Origin of the sequence: Terrabacter sp. Soil810 (genome assembly GCF_001429645.1) — a bacterium.
In the GTDB taxonomy this organism is placed as follows: domain Bacteria; phylum Actinomycetota; class Actinomycetes; order Actinomycetales; family Dermatophilaceae; genus Terrabacter.
Genome location: NZ_LMSW01000001.1, coordinates 626,657 through 648,896 on the forward strand (window position 1 = coordinate 626,657; position 22,240 = coordinate 648,896).

The 22,240-nt window shown below is 70.4% G+C and carries 19 protein-coding genes; all 19 read left to right on the forward strand.

What is annotated here, in order from left to right; translation table 11 throughout:
- The first annotated feature begins 1 nt into the window (after position 1).
- The 19 genes from ASG96_RS02810 to ASG96_RS02900 all read left to right on the forward strand — a co-directional run bounded on the left by ASG96_RS02810 (position 2) and on the right by ASG96_RS02900 (position 22,240).
- The gene (locus ASG96_RS02810) at positions 2-694 is read left to right on the forward strand and encodes a demethylmenaquinone methyltransferase (RefSeq protein WP_056759869.1); all 693 of its coding nucleotides are present in this window, start codon (positions 2-4) and stop codon (positions 692-694) included.
- 129 nt (positions 695-823) lie between these two features.
- On the forward strand, positions 824-2,143 hold the full coding sequence (locus tag ASG96_RS02815) for a geranylgeranyl reductase family protein (protein WP_057586467.1): 1,320 nt from the start codon (positions 824-826) through the stop codon (positions 2,141-2,143).
- Positions 2,144-2,279: 136 nt separating this feature from the next.
- Entirely contained in the window at positions 2,280-2,639 is a 360-nt protein-coding gene (locus ASG96_RS02820) for an NADH-quinone oxidoreductase subunit A (RefSeq protein ID WP_056759866.1), read from the forward strand.
- Between the two features lie 69 nt (positions 2,640-2,708).
- The gene (locus tag ASG96_RS02825; protein WP_056759864.1) at positions 2,709-3,263 is read left to right on the forward strand and encodes an NADH-quinone oxidoreductase subunit B family protein; all 555 of its coding nucleotides are present in this window, start codon (positions 2,709-2,711) and stop codon (positions 3,261-3,263) included.
- Positions 3,260-4,042, forward strand: coding sequence for an NADH-quinone oxidoreductase subunit C (locus ASG96_RS02830; protein WP_057586469.1), 783 nt, complete (start codon positions 3,260-3,262; stop codon positions 4,040-4,042). The genes ASG96_RS02825 and ASG96_RS02830 overlap by 4 nt, the downstream gene beginning before the upstream one ends.
- Positions 4,042-5,430, forward strand: coding sequence for an NADH-quinone oxidoreductase subunit D (locus tag ASG96_RS02835; RefSeq protein WP_056759859.1), 1,389 nt, complete (start codon positions 4,042-4,044; stop codon positions 5,428-5,430). Before ASG96_RS02830 ends, ASG96_RS02835 begins: the two co-directional genes overlap by 1 nt.
- Positions 5,427-6,197, forward strand: a complete 771-nt coding sequence (gene nuoE / locus ASG96_RS02840; protein WP_056759857.1) for an NADH-quinone oxidoreductase subunit NuoE — start codon at positions 5,427-5,429, stop codon at positions 6,195-6,197. Before ASG96_RS02835 ends, nuoE begins: the two co-directional genes overlap by 4 nt.
- A complete protein-coding gene (gene nuoF, locus ASG96_RS02845; protein WP_056759856.1) occupies positions 6,194-7,525 on the forward strand; it encodes an NADH-quinone oxidoreductase subunit NuoF in 1,332 nt (443 codons plus the stop codon). Before nuoE ends, nuoF begins: the two co-directional genes overlap by 4 nt.
- Positions 7,522-9,963 carry an NADH-quinone oxidoreductase subunit G gene (locus tag ASG96_RS02850; RefSeq protein WP_057586471.1) on the forward strand — a complete coding sequence of 814 codons (2,442 nt, stop codon included), beginning with the start codon at positions 7,522-7,524 and terminating at the stop codon, positions 9,961-9,963. The genes nuoF and ASG96_RS02850 overlap by 4 nt, the downstream gene beginning before the upstream one ends.
- The gene (gene nuoH, locus ASG96_RS02855) at positions 9,960-11,381 is read left to right on the forward strand and encodes an NADH-quinone oxidoreductase subunit NuoH (RefSeq protein WP_056759853.1); all 1,422 of its coding nucleotides are present in this window, start codon (positions 9,960-9,962) and stop codon (positions 11,379-11,381) included. Before ASG96_RS02850 ends, nuoH begins: the two co-directional genes overlap by 4 nt.
- Complete coding sequence (gene nuoI, locus ASG96_RS02860) at positions 11,374-12,189, forward strand: NADH-quinone oxidoreductase subunit NuoI (protein WP_082588862.1); 816 nt, start codon at positions 11,374-11,376, stop codon at positions 12,187-12,189. The genes nuoH and nuoI overlap by 8 nt, the downstream gene beginning before the upstream one ends.
- The gene (locus ASG96_RS02865; RefSeq protein ID WP_057586473.1) at positions 12,186-12,974 is read left to right on the forward strand and encodes an NADH-quinone oxidoreductase subunit J; all 789 of its coding nucleotides are present in this window, start codon (positions 12,186-12,188) and stop codon (positions 12,972-12,974) included. Before nuoI ends, ASG96_RS02865 begins: the two co-directional genes overlap by 4 nt.
- 5 nt (positions 12,975-12,979) lie before the next feature.
- Positions 12,980-13,270 carry an NADH-quinone oxidoreductase subunit NuoK gene (nuoK, locus tag ASG96_RS02870; protein WP_369793636.1) on the forward strand — a complete coding sequence of 97 codons (291 nt, stop codon included), beginning with the start codon at positions 12,980-12,982 and terminating at the stop codon, positions 13,268-13,270.
- A 15-nt stretch (positions 13,271-13,285) separates the two neighbouring features.
- A complete protein-coding gene (gene nuoL / locus ASG96_RS02875; protein ID WP_082588861.1) occupies positions 13,286-15,271 on the forward strand; it encodes an NADH-quinone oxidoreductase subunit L in 1,986 nt (661 codons plus the stop codon).
- An 8-nt stretch (positions 15,272-15,279) separates the two neighbouring features.
- A complete protein-coding gene (locus tag ASG96_RS02880) occupies positions 15,280-16,881 on the forward strand; it encodes an NADH-quinone oxidoreductase subunit M (RefSeq protein ID WP_057586476.1) in 1,602 nt (533 codons plus the stop codon).
- Positions 16,878-18,491, forward strand: coding sequence for an NADH-quinone oxidoreductase subunit NuoN (gene nuoN, locus ASG96_RS02885; protein ID WP_056759845.1), 1,614 nt, complete (start codon positions 16,878-16,880; stop codon positions 18,489-18,491). The genes ASG96_RS02880 and nuoN overlap by 4 nt, the downstream gene beginning before the upstream one ends.
- 34 nt (positions 18,492-18,525) lie before the next feature.
- Positions 18,526-19,545, forward strand: a complete 1,020-nt coding sequence (locus ASG96_RS02890; RefSeq protein ID WP_057586478.1) for a polyprenyl synthetase family protein — start codon at positions 18,526-18,528, stop codon at positions 19,543-19,545.
- 177 nt (positions 19,546-19,722) lie between these two features.
- Complete coding sequence (locus tag ASG96_RS02895) at positions 19,723-20,904, forward strand: alanine racemase (RefSeq protein WP_056760278.1); 1,182 nt, start codon at positions 19,723-19,725, stop codon at positions 20,902-20,904.
- Between the two features lie 13 nt (positions 20,905-20,917).
- Positions 20,918-22,240, forward strand: coding sequence for a D-arabinono-1,4-lactone oxidase (locus ASG96_RS02900; RefSeq protein ID WP_235509037.1), 1,323 nt, complete (start codon positions 20,918-20,920; stop codon positions 22,238-22,240).

A 22,240-nucleotide genomic window follows, 5' to 3' on the forward strand; every position in this document is an offset into this window, starting at 1 on the left:
CATGACCCGTGCGCACCTGGACAAGAAGCCGGTCGACGTCGCGTCGATGTTCGACACCGTCGCCGAGAAGTACGACGTGACCAACGACGTGCTCTCGCTCGGCCAGGACCGGCTGTGGCGCCGGGCCGTCGTCAAGGCCGTCGACGCGAAGCCGGGCGAGCGCATCCTCGACATCGCCGCCGGCACCGGCACGTCGAGCGAGCCGTGGGCCAACGCGGAGATCGAGGTCGTCCCAGCCGACTTCTCGCTCGGCATGCTGCGGGTCGGCCGGCGCCGCCGCCCCGACATGGCCTTCACGGCCGCCGACGCGATGAGCCTGCCGTTCGCCGACGAGAGCTTCGACGTCGTGACGATGAGCTTCGGGCTGCGCAACGTCGCCGACGCCGAGACCGCGCTGCGCGAGTTCCTCCGCGTCACCAAGCCCGGCGGGCGCCTGCTCGTCTGCGAGTTCAGCCAGCCGGTCAACAAGGTCTTCCGCACCGTGTACACGAACTACCTCATGCGGGCGCTCCCGCCCGTGGCGCGCCGCACGTCGAGCAACCCCGACTCCTACGTCTACCTCGCCGAGTCGATCCGCGCGTGGCCGCCGCAGGGCGAGCTCGCCCGCGTCGTCGAGGCCGCCGGCTGGCAGCAGGTCGGCTGGACCAACCTCACGGGTGGCGTCGTCGCGCTGCACCACGCCACCAAGCGCTGAGCCTCTCCCCACGGCTGGCTTGTCGAGAGTTAGGCATGCCTTATCTGACAAGCGCGAAATCGCGGGAATAGACTCCCGAAGTTAGTTCGTGAAGATCTTCACAAGCGGTTCGGAAGCGTGCAGGGAGACATGACCAGTTCGAGCGTCGCACCCAGCCCCACGGGGGCTGGCGGTGCACCCGTCGAGCGGGCCGACGTCATCGTCGTCGGTGCCGGTCCGGGTGGCAGCGCGACGGCCGCCTACCTCGCGGACCACGGTCTCGACGTCGTCCTCCTCGAGAAGTCCGCCTTCCCGCGCGACAAGATCTGCGGCGACGGCCTGACTCCGCGCGCGACGAAGGAGCTCATCTCCCTCGGCGTCGACACGACCGGCTGGCAGCGCACCAAGGGCCTGCGCATCAAGGGCGGCGGCCACACGCTCCAGCTCGACTGGCCCGAGTCCGACGCCTTCCCGGGCTACGGCATGGTCCGCACGCGTGCCCAGCTCGACGAGACCCTGGCCCGCCACGCGGAGGCCAAGGGCGCCCGCCTGCACGAGCGCACGAGCGTCTCGACCCCGGTCCGCGACTCCTCGGGGCGCGTCACCGGCGTCACGGCCAAGCGTCTCGACGACGCCGGCCGCGCCACGGGCGAGACCGTCACCTACCGTGCACCGGTCGTCGTCGCGAGCGACGGCGTCTCGAGCCGCCTCGCCACCGCGGTCGGCCGGCCCAAGCGCGAGGACCGCGTCATGGGGGTCGCCGTCCGGGCCTACTACACGACGCCGAAGCGCGACGACTACCTCGAGAGCCATCTCGAGCTGTGGAGCCGCGACGACGACGGCAACCGCATCCTCATGCCGGGCTACGGCTGGCTCTTCCCGCTCGAGGACGGCCGCACCAACGTCGGCCTCGGCACCCTCGACACCACGTCGGCCTTCCAGAAGACCGACTACAAGGACGTCATGCGTCGCTGGGTCGAGGACATCTTCCCGGAGTGGGAGCTCGAGCACGACGTGGCGGCCGGGCCGATCCGCGGCGCCGCGCTGCCGATGGGCTTCAACCGCACGCCCCTCTACGCCGACGGCCTGCTCCTCGTCGGCGACTCCGGCGGCATGGTCAACCCCTTCAACGGCGAGGGCATCGACTACGCCCTCGAGGCCGCGCGTCTCGGCGCCGAGCTCGTCGCCCAGGCGATGGCGCGCCCGAGCGACGCTGCGCGCGAGAGGGTGCTCGCGGCCTACCCCAAGGTCATGAAGGACGAGCTCGGCGGCTACTTCACGCTCGGTCGCTGGTTCGCCCACGCCATCGGCAACCCCGAGGTCATGCGGCTCGCGACGAAGTACGGCCTGCCCCGCACGAAGCTCATGCCGCTCCTGCTCAAGATCATGGCCAACCTCGCCGACCCCACGAGCAAGGGCGCGAGCGACCGCCTCATCACCACCCTCTCGCGACTGGCTCCGAGCGCATGAGCCACCCGCCTGTCGGCGCCATTGTGACGCCGAGCACAATCGATGCCGACGCCCCTAGGATGGGTGCGCCGCGCACCTGCGCCCCTGCAGCCCATGCTTTGCACGTCAAGCACGACCGAAAGGCACGTGACCTCGGATGAACTCCTACGTCCCGATCCTGTTCATGCTGGGGCTCGGCTTCGCGTTCGCCGCGCTGTCGGTCTTCACCTCGCTCGTCGTCGGGCCCAAGCGCTACAACCGCGCCAAGCTCGAGGCGTACGAGTGCGGCATCCAGCCGTCGCCGCATGCGGCCGGTGGTGGCCGCGTGCCGATCAAGTACTACCTGACGGCGATGCTCTTCATCATCTTCGACATCGAGTCCGTCTTCCTCTACCCGTTCGCAGTGGCCTTCAACAAGCTCGGCCTCTTCGCGCTGGTCGAGATGGTCCTGTTCATCGCCACGGTGTTCGTCGCGTACGCCTACGTCTGGCGTCGCGGCGGCCTCGAGTGGGACTGACGCCGAGGAGCACCCGCAGCAGCGGGCACGCGTCCACCGGGTTCGTCAGGAAAGGTTAAGGAGTAAGCAATGGGTCTCGAAGAGAAGCTCCCAGCCGGGTTCCTGCTCTCGACCGTCGAGGGTCTCGCCGGCTACATGCGCAAGGCCTCGATCTGGCCGGCCACCTTCGGCCTCGCGTGCTGCGCCATCGAGATGATGGCCGTGGGCACGCCCGACTACGACATCGCCCGGTTCGGCATGGAGCGCTTCTCGGCGACCCCGCGCCAGGCCGACCTCATGATCGTGGCCGGACGCGTCAGCCAGAAGATGGCCCCCGTCGTGCGACAGGTCTACGACCAGATGCCCAACCCCAAGTGGGTCATCTCGATGGGTGTCTGCGCGAGCTCGGGCGGCATGTTCAACAACTACGCGATCGTCCAGGGCGTCGACCACATCATCCCCGTCGACATCTACCTGCCCGGCTGCCCGCCGCGCCCGCAGATGCTGCTCAACGCGATCATCGAGCTGCACCACCAGATCGAGACCTCGCCGCTCGGCGTCAACCGCGAGAAGGCGGCCCAGGCCGCCGAGGCCGCAGCGCTCTCCGCCACCCCGACGCACCAGATGAAGGGTCTCCTCGCATGAGCGACGGCGAGAAGAAGCACGACGCGAGCTCCGTGAACGCCGACACGACGAAGGACCAGGCCTCGGGCCTGACCCCCGGAGAGGTCGAGCTCGCTCGGCCGGGCGGCCCGGCCGAGCCCGAGGTCGTCGGCGTCCGCCACGGCATGTTCGGGGCGACCCAGGGTGCCGACACGACCGGCTACTCCGGCCTCGTGCGCCCGATCCTCGTCGCAGGCGCCTCCGAGCGCCCCTACGGCGGCTACTTCGACGAGATCGCCGACAACCTCGAGCGCGGCCTCGTCGGCGGCACGGCCTCCTACGCCGAGGCCGTCGACCGCGTCGTCGTCGACCGGGGCGAGATGACGATCCACATCCGCCGCGAGCACCTGCTCGCCGTCGCCCGCGTGCTGCGGGACGACGCGTCGCTGCGCTTCGAGATCGTCACCGGCGTCTCGGGCGTGCACTACCCGAACCGCACCGGCGAGGAGCTCCACGCCGTCTACCACTTCCTGTCGATCACCCACGGCGGCAGGCGGGTCCGCATCGAGGTCTCGTGCCCCGACGACGACCGCCACATCCCGTCGATCGTCTCCGTCTACCCGGCCAACGACTGGCACGAGCGCGAGACGTGGGACATGTTCGGCATCGAGTTCGACGGCCACCCGGCCCTCACCCGAATCCTCATGCCCGACGACTGGCCGGGCCACCCGCAGCGGAAGGACTACCCCCTCGGCGGCATCCCCGTCGAGTACAAGGGCGCCACCATCCCGCCGCCGGACCAGCGGAGGTCGTACAACTGATGAGCACGCACACCGAGTTCACGCAGACAGAGGTGCCGGAGCCCGGCGCCAACGACGTCTACGCCACGTCCGTGGCCGACGAGCAGGCCAGTGAGGGCGCCCACGTCTTCAACGCCGCCGGCGGCGACTGGAACGACCTCGTCGACGAGGCCACCTCGCTCGGCGAGGAGCGCATCGTCGTCAACATGGGGCCGCAGCACCCGTCGACCCACGGCGTGCTCCGCCTCATCCTCGAGATCGACGGCGAGACGGTGACCGAGGCTCGCGCGGGCATCGGCTACCTCCACACCGGCATCGAGAAGAACATGGAGTACCGCACCTGGGTGCAGGGCGTCACGTTCTGCACGCGCATGGACTACCTCACGCCCATGTTCCAGGAGGCCGCCTACTGCCTCGCCATCGAGAAGCTGCTCGGCATCACCGACCAGATCCCCGAGCGGGCCAGCGTCATCCGCGTCCTCATGATGGAGATGACGCGCATCAGCAGCCACCTCATCTGCCTCGGCACGGGTGGCATGGAGATGGGCGCGACCACCGTCATGACGGTCTCCTTCCGTGAGCGCGAGCGGCTGCTCCGCGTCATCGAGATGGTGACCGGCCTGCGGATGAACAACGCCTACATCCGCCCCGGCGGTGTCGCGCAGGACCTCCCGCCCGGCTGCATCGACGCCCTGCGAGAGATGATCCCCGAGGTCCGCCGCGGTCTCGGCGAGCTCGAGGCGCTGCTCAACGAGAACCCCATCCTCAAGGGCCGCACCGTCGACGTCGGCGTGCTCAACCTCGCCGGCTGCATGGCGCTCGGGATCACCGGCCCGGTGCTCCGCTCGACGGGCCTGCCTCATGACCTGCGCAAGCTCGACCCGTACTGCGGCTACGAGACCTACGACTTCGAGGTCAAGACCCGCACGAGCATGGACGCCTACGGCCGCCTGCGGATCCGCATCGACGAGATGTACGAGTCGCTGAAGATCATCGAGCAGGCGACCGACCGCCTCCAGGCCGACGAGGGCCCGGTCATGGTGGCCGACAAGAAGATCGCGTGGCCGGCGCAGCTCGCGCTCGGCAGCGACGGTCTCGGCAACAGCCTCGACCACATCCGCGAGATCATGGGCACCTCGATGGAGTCCCTGATCCACCACTTCAAGCTCGTCACCGAGGGCTTCCGGGTCCCGGCGGGCCAGGCGTACGTCGCCATCGAGTCGCCGAAGGGCGAGCTCGGCTGCCACATCGTCTCCGACGGCGGCACGCGCCCCTACCGCGCGCACTTCCGCGACCCGAGCTTCAACAACCTGCAGGCCGTGGCCGCGATGTGCGAAGGCAGCCAGATCGCCGACGTCATCGTCGCCGTGGCCTCGATCGACCCCGTCATGGGAGGTGTGGACCGTTGAGCGGTCACGACGCTTCAGGCCACCTGCACGTCAGCCCCGAGTCCAAGGCGCCGTATGCCGCCGACGTCCTCGAGCGGCTCCACGTCGACGCCGCCGAGGTCATCTCGCGCTACCCGCAGAAGCGCTCGGCGCTGCTGCCGCTGCTGCACCTCGTGCAGTCGGTCGACGGCTACGTCGCGGGTCGCGGCGTCAGCTTCTGCGCCGAGGTGCTCGACCTCACCGAGGCCGAGGTCAGCGGTGTCGCCACCTTCTACACGCAGTACAAGCGCCACCCCAACGGTGACTACACCGTCGGCGTCTGCACCAACACGCTGTGCGCGGTCATGGGCGGCGACCTCATCTTCGACCGGCTCTCCGAGCACCTCGGCATCGGCCACGACGAGACGACCGAGGACGGCAGGATCACCCTCGAGCGCGTCGAGTGCAACGCCGCGTGCGACTACGCGCCGGTCGTCATGGCCAACTGGGAGTTCTTCGACAACCAGACGCCGGAGAGCACGATCGGCCTCGTCGAGGACCTCCGCGCCGGCAAGGACGTCGCGCCGACGCGCGGCGCCGCCAAGGTCTGCACGTTCAAGGAGGTCTCGCGAGTGCTCGCGGGCTTCGAGGACGGCCGCGCCGACGAGGGCGTGGGCGCCGGCCCGGCGTCCCTGCTCGGTCTGAAGATCGCCAACGACCGCGGCTGGGTCGCCCCCGGCAGCAACGGCGCCCAGCGCGCCGACGCCTCGCACACGTCGCTGGCCGACGGGAAGGACGGATCGCAGTGACCGACACCCTGACCCCGATCCTCACGAAGTTCTGGGACGACCCGCAGTCCTGGACCCTCGCGACCTACGAGCGCCACGACGGCTACAAGGCCCTCACGAAGGCCCTCGACATGGAGCCGCAGGCGATCATCGACGCCGTCAAGGACTCCAGCATCCGCGGCCGTGGTGGCGCCGGCTTCCCGACCGGCATGAAGTGGTCGTTCATGGCGCCGCCCGACGGCGGCCCGCGCTACCTCGTCGTCAACGCCGACGAGTCCGAGCCGGGCACGTGCAAGGACGTGCCGCTCATGATGGCCAACCCGCACGCGCTCATCGAGGGGGTGGCCATCTCCTCGTACGCCATCGGCTGCGAGCACGCGTTCATCTACCTCCGCGGTGAGGTCGTCCACGTCTACCGCCGCCTGCTCCGCGCGGTCGAGGAGGCCCGTGCCGCGGGCTACCTCGGCGACAACGTCGGGGGCAAGGGCGTCACCGTCGACATCACCGTGCACGCCGGCGCCGGCGCGTACATCTGCGGTGAGGAGACGGCGCTGCTCGACTCGCTCGAGGGCCGTCGCGGCCAGCCGCGGCTCAAGCCGCCGTTCCCCGGCGCCGCGGGCCTCTACGCCCGCCCGACGTCGGTCAACAACGTCGAGTCCATCGCCTCGGTGCCCGGGATCATCCTCGAGGGTTCCGACTGGTTCAAGGGCATGGGCACCGAGAAGTCCACGGGCTTCGGCATCTTCAGCCTCTCGGGCCACGTCGCCAACCCCGGCCAGTTCGAGGCCCCGCTCGGCATCACGATGCGCGAGCTCATCGACCTCGCCGGCGGCATGCGCGGCGGCAAGAAGCTGAAGTTCTGGACGCCGGGTGGCTCCTCGACGCCCATCTTCACCGACCAGCACCTCGACGTGCCCCTCGACTTCGACTCGGTCGCCGCGGCCGGCTCGATGCTCGGCACGCGCGCCCTGCAGGTCTTCGACGAGACCGTCTCGGTCGTGCGCGCCGTCGCGCGCTGGACCGACTTCTACGCCCACGAGTCCTGCGGCAAGTGCACGCCGTGCCGTGAGGGCACGTGGTGGCTACGCCAGATCATGAACCGCATCGAGGCGGGCCAGGGCACGCAGGACGACATCGACAAGCTCGTCGACATCTGTGACAACATCCTCGGCCGCAGCTTCTGCGCCCTCGGTGACGCGGCCACAAGCCCGATCACCTCGGCCGTGCAGTACTTCCGCGAGGAGTTCGAGGCCGGCATGCACACGCCGGCCCACGAGCTCTTCCCGCCCGAGAAGTCGGTCCTCTTCGACGTCCAGACCAAGGAGTCCAGCGGGATGGTGTCCGCATGACCGCCACGACGGAGACGAAGGCGCCCGCGGCGCCAGACCACGTCAGCCTCACGATCGACGGCGTGCCCGTCAGCGTCCCCAAGGGCACGCTCGTCATCCGCGCCGCCGAGACCATCGGGGTCGAGATCCCGCGCTTCTGCGACCACCCGCTGCTCGACCCCGTCGGGGCGTGCCGCCAGTGCCTCGTCGACGTCGCCATGCCCGACCGCGAGGGCAATGTCCGCCCCATGCCGAAGCCGCAGGCCTCGTGCACGATGACGGTGTCCGAGGGCATGGTCGTCAACACGCAGGCCACGTCCAAGGTCGCCGACAAGGCACAGCAGGGCGTCATGGAGCTGCTCCTCATCAACCACCCGCTCGACTGCCCGGTCTGCGACAAGGGCGGCGAGTGCCCCCTGCAGAACCAGGCGATGAGCGCCGGCCGTCCGGTGTCGCGCTTCGAGGACGTCAAGCGCACCTACCCCAAGCCGATCAACATCTCCTCGCAGGTCCTGCTCGACCGGGAGCGCTGCGTGCTCTGCGCCCGCTGCACCCGCTTCTCCGACCAGGTCGCCGGCGACCCGTTCATCGCGCTCGTCGAGCGGGGTGCGCTCCAGCAGATCGGCATCTACGAGGACAAGCCCTTCGAGAGCTACTTCTCGGGCAACACCGTTCAGATCTGCCCGGTCGGCGCGCTCACCGGTGCTGCCTACCGCTTCCGCAGCCGTCCGTTCGACCTCGTGTCGACCCCGTCGGTCTGCGAGCACTGCGCGAGCGGGTGCGCGACCCGCACCGACCACCGCCGCGGGGTCGTGCTGCGCCGGATGGCGGCCGAGGACCAGGCCGTCAACGAGGAGTGGAACTGCGACAAGGGCCGCTGGGCGTTCACCTACGCCACGCTGCCCGACCGTGTCGAGCTGCCGATGGTGCGTGACGCCGACGGCGTGCTCCAGGTCGTCGGCTGGCCCGAGGCCCTCGCCGCAGCGGCAGCCGGCCTCGCCGGCAAGAAGGCCGGCGTGCTCGTCGGTGGCCGCGTGTCCGCCGAGGACGCGTACGCCTACGGCAAGTTCGCCCGCGTCGTGCTCGGCACCAACGACGTCGACTTCCGTGCGCGACCGCACTCGGCCGAGGAGGTCGCCTTCCTCGCCGAGCACGTCGCCGCCACGGGACCCGATGGCGGCGCCGTCACGTATGCCGACCTCGAGGCCGCGAAGGCCGTCCTGCTCGTGGGCTTCGAGCCCGAGGACGAGAGCCCGATCGTCTTCCTGCGCCTGCGCAAGGCGTTCCGCAAGCACCAGACGCAGGTGTATGCCGTCGCGTCCCACCCGACGCGCGGCCTGACCAAGGTGGGTGGCACGCTGCTGCCCACCGTCCCCGGCCACGAGGCCGCGGCGCTGTCCGACCTCGGCTCGACCGAGCTCGGTGCGAGGGCCCGCGAGGCCCTGGGTGCCGGCGGCGTCGTGCTCGTCGGCGAGCGCCTCGCCACCTCGCCCGGTGCCCTGCGTGCCGCGGCCGACCTCGCCGCCGCCACCGGCGCCCGCCTCGCGTGGGTGCCGCGTCGTGCGGGGGAGCGCGGAGCCCTCGAGGCCGGTGCGCTCGGTGCGCTCCTGCCCGGTGGGCGCCCGGTCTCCGACGCCTCGGCCCGCGCCGAGGTCGCCCGGGTCTGGGACGTCGACCAGGTCCCGGCCACCCCGGCCCGCGACACGGCCGGCATCATCGCGGCTGCCGCTGCCGGCGAGGTCGAGGCCCTGCTCGTCGGTGGCGTCGACCCGTCCGACCTCGGCGACCCGGCTGCCGACGCAGCCCTCGAGAGGGCGTTCGTCGTCTCGCTCGAGCTGCGCGAGTCGCCGGTCACCGCCGTCGCCGACGTCGTGCTGCCCGTCGCCCCGCAGTCCGAGAAGACCGGCACCTACGTCAACTGGGAGGGCCGCGTCCGCGCCTTCGAGGAGGCCCTCGAGAGCAACGCGGTCAGCGACCACCGCGCCCTCGACATGCTCGCCAGCGAGATGGGCGTCTTCCTCGAGACCCGCACCCAGCGCGAGATCCACGCCCAGTTCGAGGCCCTCGGCCCGTGGGGCGGCGCCCGTGCCACGAGCGCCCCCGACGGCCAGCGCGTCGCCGCGGCGCCCCACGGCAGCGGCGACTTCGTCCTGTCGAGCTGGGCCACGCTCCTCGACGCCGGCCGGATGCAGGACGGCGAGCCGTTCCTCGCCGGCACCGCGCCGCTCGCCGTGGCCCGGCTGTCCGCGGCCTCGGCTGCCGGGCTCGGACTCGGCGAGGGTGACCACGTCACGGTCTCCGCCCCGGCCGGCAGCGTCACGCTGCCCGCGGTCGTCACCGAGGGCATGGTCGACGGCGTCGTCTGGGTCCCGACCAACGCCAAGGACTGCTCGATCCGCTCGGGCCTCGGCACCGACGCCGGCGGCCGCGTCCACGTCACGAAGGGTGGTGCGGCATGAGCCTCGGCCTGACCGCATACGGGGTGGCAGCTGCGCTGCCCATGAACGAGAACCCCACGGCCGACTTCAGCGACACCCCATGGTGGCTGGCGCTGATCAAGGCCGTCGGCATCTTCGTCTACCTGCTCGTCTCGACGCTGCTCGTCATCTGGTTCGAGCGCCGCGTCATCGGCCGCATGCAGCAGCGCCCGGGCCCGAACCGCAACGGCCCCTTCGGTCTGCTCCAGACCCTCGCCGACGGCATGAAGTCGATGCTCAAGGAAGACATCACGCCGGCCAACGCCGAGAAGCTCATCTACACGCTCGCGCCGCTCCTCGCCGCGACGATGGCCTTCGTGTCGTTCGCGATCATCCCGGTCGGCGGCACCGTGTCGATGTTCGGCCACGTGACGCCGCTGCAGGTCACCGACGTGCCCGTCGCCGTCCTGCTCGTGCTCGCCGTCGCGTCGGTGGGCGTCTACGGCATCATCCTCGCCGGGTGGAGCTCGGGCTCGACCTACCCGCTGCTCGGTGGCCTGCGCTCGACCGCCCAGGTCATCAGCTACGAGATCGCCATGGGCCTCTCGCTCGTCGCGATCTTCCTCTACAGCGGGTCGATGTCGACCTCGGCGATCGTCTCGGCGCAGAGCTCGCTCTGGTACATCCTCCCCGCGTTCTTCAGCTTCGCCGTCTACGTCATCACCATGGTCGGCGAGACCAACCGTCTGCCCTTCGACCTCGCCGAGGGCGAGGGCGAGCTCACCGGTGGCTTCCACACCGAGTACTCCTCGATGCGCTTCGCGATGTTCTTCCTCGGCGAGTACGTCAACATGTTCACGGTCGCCGCCCTCGCCACCACGCTCTTCCTCGGTGGCTGGCAGGCCCCGCCGTTGATCTCGGCGATCAACGACAACATGTTCGGCGGCGGCTGGTGGGGCCTGCTGTGGTTCACCGTCAAGCTGTGGCTCTTCATGTTCGTGTTCGTCTGGCTGCGTGGCTCGCTGCCGCGCGTCCGCTACGACCAGTTCATGCGCTTCGGCTGGAAGTTCCTCATCCCGATCACCCTGGCCTGGGTCGTCGCCGTGGCGTTCATCCGCGGTGCGCAGCTCGGCTTCCTCGGTGACAGCAAGCTGACCTTCGCCGGCCGGGAGCTCTCGGTCGCGACCGTCGTCATCGTCAGCGTCGTCGCCGTCATCGCGCTCGCCGCGGCGTGGATCTGGGACGACAAGCGCGCCGCCCGCGCCGCCGCGGAGGACGAGACCCCGCCCGAGGAGATCGACCCCTTCCAGGACGGCTACCCCGTCCCGCCGCTGCCCGGCCAGCGCCTGACCGAGCCGACCCCGCGCCTGGCCGCGTCGCGCGAGCCCGTGCTCACGACCGCCGGCGCCTCGAGCAGCCCGAGCACCTCGACCGCCGTCAAGGAGGAGGACCATGGCTGACGACACCGTCGGCAAGGACGTGTCGCCCCAGAGCCCCAGCAGCACCACGGGCTCGGAGGTCGGCGCGCCACGCGACCAGCGATCCGGCGAGGACCAGCGCGAGAAGGGCTTCCTGTCCGAGCTCTTCGCGCCCGTGGCCGGTTTCGGGGTGTCGTTCTCCACGATGTTCCGCAAGGTCGCGACCGAGGAGTACCCCGAGAAGCCGCGCCCCACGGCGCCGCGCTTCCACGGTCGCCACCAGCTCAACCGCTACCCGGACGGCCTCGAGAAGTGCATCGGCTGCGAGCTGTGCGCCTGGGCCTGCCCGGCCGACGCGATCCTCGTCGAGGGTGCCGACAACGACGACACCCCGCTCGACCAGGGTGGCAAGGGCCGCTTCAGCCCCGGTGAGCGCTACGGCCGCGTCTATCAGATCAACTACCTGCGCTGCATCTTCTGCGGCCTGTGCATCGAGGCGTGCCCGACGCGCGCCCTGACGATGACGAACTTCTACGAGCTCGCCGACAACGACCGCGGCAAGCTGATCTTCACCAAGGACCAGCTCCTCGCGCCGCTCCAGGGCGGCATGCTCCAGACGCCCTTCCCGATGTCCGACGGGCTCGAGGAGCGCGACTACTACCAGGGCAAGGTCAGCGAGCCGACCGACGCGCAGCGTGCCTACGTCGACGCCCGTGACGCGGTCGACGACGACGAGGACGACTTCGCCGGCGGGCCCGGCAACGTCGGGGCCTCGGTGCCCGGGGTCCACGACCTCGTGCACTCCACCCACCCGACCGCGCCCGAGACCAGGGAAGGGGCCAACCCGTGACCTCCACCGCCGAAGCCGTCGGCTTCTGGGTGCTCGCCCCGATCGCGGTCCTCGCCGCACTGGGGCTGCTCTTCGCGAGGAAGGCCGTCCATGCCGCGCTCGGCATGGCCCTCGTCATGTGCATCCTCGGCGTCTTCTACATCATGCAGAAGGCCGACTTCCTCGGGATCGTGCAGATCTTCGTCTACACCGGCGCCGTGATGATGCTCTTCCTCTTCGTCCTCATGCTCGTCGGCGTCGACTCCTCCGACTCGATGGTCGAGACGATCAAGGGTCAGCGTTGGACCTCGCTGCTGCTCGTCATCGGCCTCGCCGGCATCCTGATCTTCTCGCTCGGCCAGGTCGTCCTGGACGAGCAGAGCGTGCAGGCCGGCATGGACAAGGTCGTCTCGACCAACACCGACACGGGCAACGTGACCGGCATCGCCGAGCTGATCTTCGGCCAGTACGTCTGGATCTTCGAGGTCACCTCCGCGCTGCTCATCACGGCCGCCCTCGGCGCCATGGTGCTCGCGCACCGCGAGCGACTCACGCCCCGCATCACGCAGGCCGAGTGGGCCGCCAAGCGCGTCCGCGACAACAAGAACGTCGCGGGCCTGCCCGCGCCGGGTGTCTACGCCCGCCACAACGCGGTCGACACCCCGGCGCTGCTGCCCGACGGCACGCCGAGCGCCCTGTCCGTCTCGCGGGTCCTCGTGGCCCGTGACCAGGTCGCGACCGCCGAGGGCCTCAAGGACGTCGAGCGCCACATGGAGCGCGAGATCGAGGAGGGTCGGTCCAAGTGAGCCCGATGCACTACGTCTACCTCTCGGTACTGCTCTTCGCCATCGGCGCGGCAGCCGTGCTGGTGCGCCGCAACGCGATCATCGTCTTCATGGGCGTCGAGCTCATGCTCAACGCGACGAACCTCTCCCTCGTCACCTTCTCCCGGATGCACGGCGCCCTCGACGGGCAGGTCATGGCCCTGTTCGTCATGGTCGTCGCAGCCGCGGAGGTCGTCGTGGGACTCGCCATCATCATGGCGATCTTCCGCGCCCGCCGCTCGGCCTCGGTCGACGACGCCAACCTGCTGAAGCTGTAAGGAGCGCCGGCCAGAATGGGAACTCTCGTCCAGACGCTCACGAGCTCGTCGAGCACGCTGAGCACGTATGCCGCGGGCCTCGCCACGCACGAAGGTGAGGCGCACGCCGCGACCGGGGTGACGGCATACGCGTGGCTGCTCGTCGCGCTGCCGCTGCTCGGTGCCGCCGTGCTCCTCCTCGGCGGCCGCCGCACCGACAAGTTCGGGCCCGTGCTCGCGACCGCCCTCTCGTGGGGTGCCTTCGTCGTCGGCGCACTCGTCTTCCTCGCGATGCTCGGCCGTGGCGCCGAGGACCGCGCGGTCGGCATCGACCTGTTCGACTGGATCGCTGCCGGGTCGTTCAAGGTGAGTGCGGGGCTGCTCGTCGACCAGCTGTCCATGGTCTTCGTGCTGCTCATCACCTTCGTCGGCTCGCTCATCCACGTGTACTCCATCGGGTACATGGAGCACGACCCCGACCGGCGGCGCTTCTTCGCCTACCTCAACCTCTTCGTCGCGGCGATGCTCCTGCTCGTCCTCGCCAACTCCTACCTGCTGCTCTACGTCGGCTGGGAGGGCGTGGGCCTCGCGAGCTACCTGCTCATCGGCTTCTGGAACTACAACCCGGCCTACGCGACCGCGGCCAACAAGGCGTTCGTCGCCAACCGTGTCGGTGACTTCGGTCTGTCCATCGCGATCATGGTGATGTTCTTCCACTTCGGCGCCGTCGACTTCGCGACGGTGCTCGGTGAGGCCGGCAGCAACGCCAACGAGGGCTTCATGACGGCCATCGGCCTGATGCTCCTGCTCGGTGCCTGCGGCAAGTCGGCGCAGTTCCCGCTCCAGAGCTGGCTCGGTGACGCCATGGCCGGCCCGACCCCGGTGTCGGCGCTGATCCACGCCGCGACCATGGTCACGGCCGGCGTCTACCTCGTCGTGCGCTCGGCGCCGATCTTCGAGGCGGCGCCCACGGCGCAGCTCGTCGTCGTCATCGTCGGCGCCATCACGCTGCTCTTCGGCGCGATCGTCGGGTGCGCGAAGGACGACATCAAGAAGGCCCTCGCGGCCTCGACGATGAGCCAGATCGGCTACATGATGCTCGCCGCGGGCCTCGGCCCGGTCGGCTACGCCTTCGCGATCTTCCACCTGCTCATGCACGGCTTCTTCAAGGCCGGCATGTTCCTCGGGGCCGGCTCGGTCATGCACGGCATGAACGACCAGGTCGACATGCGCCGCTTCGGCGGCCTGTCCGGTGCCATGAAGATCACGTGGGCGACGTTCGCCGTCGGCTGGCTCGCCATCCTCGGGGTGCCGCCGTTCTCGGGCTTCTGGTCCAAGGACAAGATCATCGAGGCCGCCTTCATCGGCGAGGGCTGGCGCCCATGGGTCTTCGGCATGGCCGCCCTCATCGGCGCCGGCATCACGGCCTTCTACATGTCGCGTCTGTTCTTCATGACCTTCCACGGCAAGAAGCGCTGGACCGACGACGTGCACCCGCACGAGTCGGGCAGGCTGATGACCGTCCCGATGATCGTCCTCGCGGTGGGCTCGGCCTTCCTCGGTCTCATCCTCGGCCCGACGGGCATGTTCACCACGTGGCTCGAGCCGGTCACCGGCGCCGAGCCCGAGGGTGCCCACCCGGTCATCCCCGTGCCGGTCCTCATGGCCCTGACCCTCGTCCTCGTCGCCGCTGGCGCCGCCCTCGCGTGGCTGCGCTACTGGCGAGACGACGTGCCGGTCACGGCGCCTGCCGGTTCCCTGCTCACGCAGGCCGCGCGCAAGGACCTCTACCAGGACCAGGTCAACGAGGCCCTCCTCATGCGACCCGGCATCCACCTCACGCGCTCGCTCGTCTTCGCCGACAGCAAGGGCGTGGACGGTGCGGCCGGTGGCCTCGCCGCCCTCGTCGGCGGGACGAGCTCCCGACTGCGCAAGCTGCAGAACGGCTTCGCGCGCTCCTATGCCCTGACGATGCTCGCTGGTGTCGTCGCCATCCTCGGTGCTCTTTGGGTGATGTCCTGATGACCGCAATGTCCACCGTCCCCTGGCTGACGATCCTCGGCCTCATCCCCCTCGTGGGCGCGCTCGTCGTCGCCTTCGTGCCGGGCAGCGCCGAGAACGCCAAGCGGATGGCGATCGGGTTCTCCCTCGTCACGCTCGTCGTCGGCATCATTGCCGCGACGCAGTTCGACCGTGCCTCGAGCGCGCAGTTCCAGCTCGGTGAGCAGCACTCGTGGATCCCGCAGTTCGGTGTCAGCTACGCGCTCGGCGTCGACGGCATCGCGCTCGTGCTCATCCTCATGGCGCTCGTGCTGACCCCGATCTGCCTGCTCGCGGCCTGGCACGACGTGCCCGAGGAGGCCGGCCCCCGCGGCGGCCAGCGCGTCAAGACGTACTTCGCGCTCATCCTCGTGCTCGAGACGTTCATGGTCGGGGTGTTCGCCGCCACCGACGTGTTCCTCTTCTACGTCTTCTTCGAGGCCATGCTCATCCCGGTCTACTTCCTCATCGGTCGCTTCGGCGGCCCGCGCAGGCAGTACGCCGCGATGAAGTTCCTGCTCTTCTCGCTGGCCGGTGGGCTCGTGATGCTCGTCGCCGTCATCGCCCTCTACCTGCAGGGTCCGGGCGGCACCGACGGCTTCCTCATCGAGCGCCTCACCGGTCTCTCGCTCGACCCCACCACCGAGCGGCTGCTCTTCGTCGGCTTCTTCTTCGCCTTCGCGGTGAAGGCGCCGATGGTGCCGTTCCACACCTGGCTGCCCGACGCCGCCACCGAGTCCTCGCCCGCGACGGCGACGCTGCTCGTCGGCGTGCTCGACAAGGTCGGCACGTTCGGGATGATCCGCTTCTGCCTCCAGCTCTTCCCGGAGGCGAGCACGTGGGCGACGCCCGTCGTCGTGGCCCTCGCGGTGCTCTCCGTCATCTACGGTGCGCTGCTCGCGATCGGCCAGACCGACATGATGCGCCTCGTGTCCTACACGTCGGTGAGCCACTTCGGCTTCATCGTGCTGGGCATCTTCGCCTTCACCAACGTCGGCCACGCGGGCTCCACGCTCTACATGGTCAACCACGGCTTCTCGACGGCGGCGCTCTTCCTCTTCGCGGCCATGCTCGTACGCCGTCGCGGCAGCAAGCGGATCCCCGACTACGGCGGCTGGCAGCGGATCACGCCTGCCCTGGCCGGAATCTTCCTCGTCGCGGGCCTCTCCGGCCTCGGCCTCCCGGGTCTGGCGACCTTCGTCTCCGAGTTCACCGTGCTCGTGGGCAGCTTCCCGACTCAGCCGGTGGCCACCGTCATCGCGACGACCGGCATCATCCTCGCCGCGCTCTACATCCTGCTCATGTACAAGAGGGTCATGACCGGCCCGAAGCCCGAGGGCCTCGTCGGCGAGCGCGAGCACGACCGGCTCGACGAGCCCGGCCGTCGCGGGCTCACCGCCGTGCGTGACCTGACGACGCGCGAGAAGCTCGTCGCCGCACCGCTGATCGCTGCGTTCGTCGTGCTCGGCGTCCTGCCGAACATCGCGCTCAACGTGATCAACCCGGCCGTCGACAAGACCCTGGCGCACGTCCAGCAAGCCGTTCCGACCCTCAACCCGGCCGGCACCGTGGCCGAAGGGAGCTCGAAGTGACCGCCGTCGCTCCGCTGGCGCTGCCCACGCTTCCCGCAGCGTTCCAGCAGTCGACCGTCGACTACCTCGCGATCCTGCCGTTGCTCATCGTCTTCGGCACGGCCCTGATCGGCGTCCTCGTCGAGGCGTTCGCCGCGCGCGAGCGTCGCCACGCGATCCAGGTGACGCTCTCGGTCGTGGGCCTGCTCGCGGCCGCCGCGTCGATCATCGTCGCGGCCAAGCACCAGGGCCTGACCATGGGTCTGACGGACGGCTCGACCAACCGGCAGCTCTTCGCCCTCGCCGTCGACGGCCCGGCCCTGTTCATGCAGGCTGCGATCCTGCTCATGGGTGTCCTCGGTGTCCTGACGATGGCGGAGCGCTTCGGCGGAGTGGGCCCCGACGCGTTCACCCCGAGCGGGGCGTCGACGCCGGGCTCGGCCACCGAGACGGCGGCCGCCCGTGCGGGTGCGCTGACGTCCGAGGTCTTCCCGCTGACGATGTTCGCGATCTTCGGCATGATGCTCTTCCCCACGACGAACGACCTCATCGGCATGTTCGTCGCGCTCGAGGTGCTCTCGCTGCCGCTCTACATCCTCTCGGGGCTGGCCCGCCGCCGTCGCCTGCTCTCGCAGGAGGCGTCGCTGAAGTACTTCCTGCTCGGCGCCTTCAGCTCGGCCTTCTTCCTCTTCGGCACGGCCCTGCTCTACGGCTACGCCGGCTCGGTCTACTTCGGTGACCTGAGCAAGGCCATCGCCTCCGGGCCGCTCGCGATGAACGGCCTGCTCGTGCCGGGCGCGTTCCTCGTCTTCGTCGGCCTGCTCTTCAAGGTCGGTGCAGTGCCGTTCCACGCGTGGACGCCCGACGTCTACCAGGGCGCCCCGACGCCGGTCACCGGCTTCATGGCCGCCTGCACGAAGGCCGCTGCGTTCGGCGCGATCCTGCGCCTGGCCTACGTCGGCCTCGACACCGGTCGCTGGGAGTGGACCAACGCGCTCGTCCTCGTCGCCCTGCTGACGATGGTCGTCGGGTCGGTGCTCGCGGTCACGCAGACCGACATGAAGCGCCTGCTCGCCTACTCCTCGATCGCGCACGCGGGCTTCATCCTCGTCGGTGTGCTCGCCTTCGACCGCAAGGGCGTCGGCGCGGTGCTCTTCTACCTCGTCGCCTACGGCTTCTCGACGATCGCGGCCTTCGCCATCGTCTCGCTCGTGCGACAGAACGGCGCCGAGGCCACGCACCTGTCGCAGTGGGCCGGGCTCGGCAAGCGCTTCCCGGTGGTGGCCGGCGCGTTCGCCTTCCTCATGCTCGCCTTCGCCGGCATCCCGCTGACCTCGGGGTTCGTCGCGAAGTTCGGCGTCTTCTCGGCGGCGATCGGCACGGGTGGCGCGACCGGCACGGTCCTGGCCGTCGTCGGTGTCCTGTGCAGCGCGATCACGGTCTTCGTCTACGCCCGGGTCATCGTCCTGATGTTCTTCAGCGACGCCCCCGACGACGCCGTCGAGGTCGTCATCCCGTCGGTGTCGACGACGTTCTCGATCGCCATCGGCACCCTGGCCACGCTCGCCCTCGGCGTCCTGCCGTCGGCGCTGCTCGACCTGGCCGACCGGGCCTCCCAGTTCGTCCGATGACGGCTCGCGCACGGCTGCACGGTCACGGGGCTCGATGACGACACACGCCACCCCGCCGGTCCTCGGGATCCCCGGGGCCACCGCGGACCTGTCGGCACGCCTGCGTGACGGGCTGGCCCGGGTCGACGCGCTGCTGACGCAGGTCGTCGACCACGACGACCCGTTCATCGCCCGGGCCTCGGGGCACCTCGTCGAGGCGGGCGGCAAGCGGTTCCGGCCGCTGCTGACCCTCCTCGCGGCCGAGCTCGGTGAGGGCATCAACGACGACGTCGTCAGTGCCGCCGCCGGCGTCGAGCTGACCCACCTCGCCTCGCTCTACCACGACGACGTCATGGACGAGGCGAGCGTGCGCCGCGGGGTCGCGTCGGTCAACGCCGCCTACGACAACTCGACGGCGATCCTCGTCGGCGACCTGCTCTTCGGCAAGGCGTCCGAGCTCGTCGCCGGTCTCGGCGCCGAGGCCGTGCTCATCCAGGCGCAGACGTTCGTGCGGCTGTGCTCCGGTCAGATCCGCGACGACCGGGCGTGCCCCGAGGGTGTCGATCCCGTCGACTACTACCTCGGTGTCCTCGCCGACAAGACCGGCGTGCTCATCGCGACGGCCGGGCGCTACGGCGTCATGTTCAGCGGTGGGTCGCCCGCGGCGGTCGAGACCATGCGCTCCTACGGCGAGAAGGTCGGCGTGGCCTTCCAGCTCGCCGACGACCTCATCGACATCGCGTCCGACGCCGACGACAGCGGCAAGATCCCCGGCACCGACCTGCGCGAGGGTGTCGACACGCTCGCCGTGCTGCGCTTCCGGGCCATGGCCGACCGCGACGACGCCTCGGACGCGCGTCTGCTCGAGCTGCTCGACGCCGACCTGTCGACCGACGACGCCGCCCTGGCCGAGGCGCTGGGGCTCCTGCGGGCCCATCCGGCCCTCGCGCTGGCGCGCGACGAGACGTATGCCGTCGCCCGCGAGGCGCAGGCCCTGCTCGACCCGCTGCCCGACAGCGACGCGAAGGCGGCCCTGCAGGCCCTCGCCCTCTCCGTCGTCGACCGCGTCGGCTGACCCACTCGCCTCACACCCCGGGGAGTGAGCGCCCGCCACAGTCGACCGAGCGCTCCGCCACTCGATTGGGACGGGGCGCTCAGCCGAGTGGGACCGGGCGCTCACTCGAGGGGGAGGGAGAAAGAGTGTGGGCGACTCCCAGGTAGGGGTGGGGTGACGCTGGGTAGGGTGCAGGGCATGCATCGTCGCCTGTCGCCGCCGGTCGCGGCGCGCCTCTCGGCGGCGACCGCCGACCTCCCCGGTCCGCTCGCCGTCGTCGACCTCGACGCCTTCGACGCGAACGCCGCCACGCTCGTCGACCTGGCCGCCGGGCTCCCGATCCGGATCGCGACCAAGTCGCTGCGCAGCCGGCCCCTCATCGAGCGGGCGCTCGGGCGCGACGGCTTCCAGGGCCTCATGTGCTACGCCGTGCGCGAGGGGCTGTGGTGGGCGCGTGCCGGCCACGACGACGTCCTCGTCGCCTACCCGAGCGTCGACGTCCCGGCCCTGGCCGAGCTCGCCGCCGACCCGGCGCTGACCCGGGCCGTCATCGTCATGATCGACAGCGTCGAGCACGTCGACTTCATCGCCCGCGAGGTGCCCGGTCACGAGGGGCTGCGCGTGGCGATCGACGTCGACGCGTCGCTGCGGGTCGGCCCGGCCCACCTGGGAGTTCGCCGCTCGCCGACCCGGACCCCCGCGGACGTGGAGACGGTCGTCCGGCGCGCCCAGGAGCGCGGTCTCGTCGTCGCCGGGCTGATGTTCTACGACGCCCAGATCGCGGGCCTGCCCGACTCGTCGCCGGTCGTGCGCCGGATGAAGAAGGTCTCGGACGCCGAGCTGCGCACCCGCCGCGCCGAGGTCGTCGCTGCCGCGCGCTCGCTCGCCGACCTCGAGGTCGTCAACGGCGGCGGCACCGGCAGCCTCCACGTCACCCACCTCGACCCCGCCCTGACCGAGCTCGCCGCCGGGTCGGGGCTCTTCGCACCCACGCTCTTCGACGGCTACGACGCCCTCTCCCTGCGGCCGGCCGCCTACTTCGCCGCCCCGGTCGTGCGCCGGCCCGGCGAGGGGATGGTGACGGCATACGGCGGCGGCTACGTCGCGTCCGGTCCGCCCGGGTGGTCCCGGGTCCCGAGCCCGCTGCCCGAGCACGACCTCGCGCTGATCCGACGGGAGGGCGCCGGTGAGGTCCAGACGCCCCTCGAGGGAGCCGGGGCCGACCGGCTCTCACTGGGTGATCGGATATGGTTCCGGCACGCCAAGGCGGGGGAGCTGGCCGAGCGCTTCACGGAGTTCGCGCTCGTCAGCAGCGACGGAGGCGACCGGGTCGTCGGACGGGCCGCGACCTATCGTGGGGAAGGGCAGTGTTTTGGCTGAGAGCGTTGGCGGCGTGACACGTCGCGTCGTACGCAGCATCGACTGGTCCAACTGGGCCGGCACCGAGTCCTCGAAGCTCGCCCGGGTCGCGACCCCGCGCAGCGAGGCGGAGGTGGTCGAGGAGGTCCTGCGGGCCGCCGACCGAGGGCTGCGCGTCAAGGCGATCGGCGCCGGCCACTCGTTCACCGGCGTCGCGGTGACCGACGGCGTCCAGCTGCGCCTCGGCGCCCTCAGCGGGGTCACCTCGATCGACTCGACGCGCGGTGAGGCCACGGTGCGCGCGGGCACGCCCCTGCACGTCCTCAACGAGGAGCTCGCGGCCTTCGGCTACGCCCTGCCCAACCTCGGCGACATCGACCGGCAGAGTCTCGCGGGCGCCACCGGCACCGGCACGCACGGCACCGGACTTCGGCTCACGGGCCTGTCCGCGGGCATCCGGGCACTGCGCATCGTCCTCGCGGACGGCTCGGTGGTCGAGTGCTCTCCGACGCACGAGCCGGCGCTCTTCCAGGCCGCCCGCCTAGGGCTCGGCGCGCTGGGCATCGTCACCGAGATCACCGTCGCCGTCGTGCCTGCCTTCCTGCTCCACGCCGTCGAGCGCCCGGAGTCGCTGACCGACGTGCTGGCCCACGCTGAGGTGTCGGCGGAGGCCAACGACCACTTCGAGTTCTACTGGTTCCCGCACACCGACCGGGCCCAGACCAAGCGCAACAACCGCGTCCCCGAGGGCACGGCGAAGCGCCCGTTGCCGGGGTGGCGCGAGAAGCTCGACGACGACCTGCTGAGCAACCGCTTCTTCGAGCTGACCAACCGGGTCGCCACCCGGATGCCCCGCTCGACGCGGAGCATCAACGCGATCGCGTCACGGGCCCTGAGCGAGCGGCAGTTCACCGACAGCTCGCACAAGGTCTTCGTCACGCCGCGCGAGGTGCGCTTCATGGAGTCGGAGTGGGCGTTCCCGCGCGCGAGCCTCTCGGAGGTGCTGCTCGAGCTGCGCGAGTGGGTCGACACCCACGACGAGCACATCTCCTTCCCGGTCGAGTGCCGCGTCGCCGCGGCCGATGACGTGTGGCTCTCGACGGCCTACGAGCGCCAGAGCTGCTACATCGCGATCCACAAGTACCACCGGCAGGAGCGGGGCGCCTACTTCGAGGCCTTCGAGGCCATCGCCGTCAACCACGGCGGGCGTCCGCACTGGGGCAAGATGCACACGCGCGACGCCGACTACCTGCGCAGCGTCTACCCGCGGTTCGACGACTTCCTCGCCGTGCGCGACCGCGTCGACCCGGAGCGCCGCTTCGGCAACCCCTACCTCGAGCGGGTCCTCGGGTCCTGA